At 79.4% G+C, this 674-nt stretch carries 1 protein-coding gene; it reads right to left on the reverse strand.

Going from position 1 to position 674, the window contains the following annotated elements; genetic code table 11:
- On the reverse strand, positions 1–674 hold a 674-nt coding region (locus BST40_RS30500; RefSeq protein WP_208618957.1), incomplete at both ends, for a hypothetical protein.

The raw sequence follows: 674 nt of genomic DNA on the forward strand, positions 1-674 counted from the left end.
CCCCCCCCCGCGGCGGCCGCCGGCGCCGCCGTTGCCGCCGGTACCGCCGGCGCCGCCGGTACCGCCGGCGCCGCCGGCGCCGCCCGGGGTGCTCCCGTTGCCGTCGACCCCGGTCTGGGCGCCGCCGCCGTTGCCGCCACTACCGCCGCTGCCGGCGTTGCCGCCGTTGCCGAACAGTCCCGCGTTACCGCCGCTGCCGCCGTGTCCGCCGTTGCCTCCGGCGCCGCCACTATTGCCGTTGTGGGTGCCGCCGGGGGCCGCGGTGTTGCTGCCGGCCATTCCGCCGTTGCCACCCGGCCCGGCGTCGCCGGCCAGCCACCCGCCGTTCCCGCCGGTTCCGCCGTTCCCGCCGGCACCGCCGATCGCACCCGACTGCCTGCCGAGGGTGCTCCCACCGACGCCGCCCTGGCCACCGTGGCCGCCGGCGCCCATCAACCTGGCGCTCCCGCCGGCACCCCCGTCACCAGCGGCGCCACCAGCGGAGTTATTGCCGCCAGCACCATTCTTCCCACCGGCACCGCCGTCTCCGCCGTCCCCGCCGTTGCCGTACAGCCATCCGCCGGTTCCGCCGGATCCGCCGTTACCGGCGGCGCCGCCGTTGCCTTGGCCACCGGCTTGGTTCCCGCCGGCGCCGCCGGCCCCGCCGGGCCCGCCGTTGCCAATCAGGCCGGCGC

Origin of the sequence: Mycobacterium persicum (genome assembly GCF_002086675.1) — a bacterium.
In the GTDB taxonomy this organism is placed as follows: Bacteria; Actinomycetota; Actinomycetes; order Mycobacteriales; family Mycobacteriaceae; genus Mycobacterium; species Mycobacterium persicum.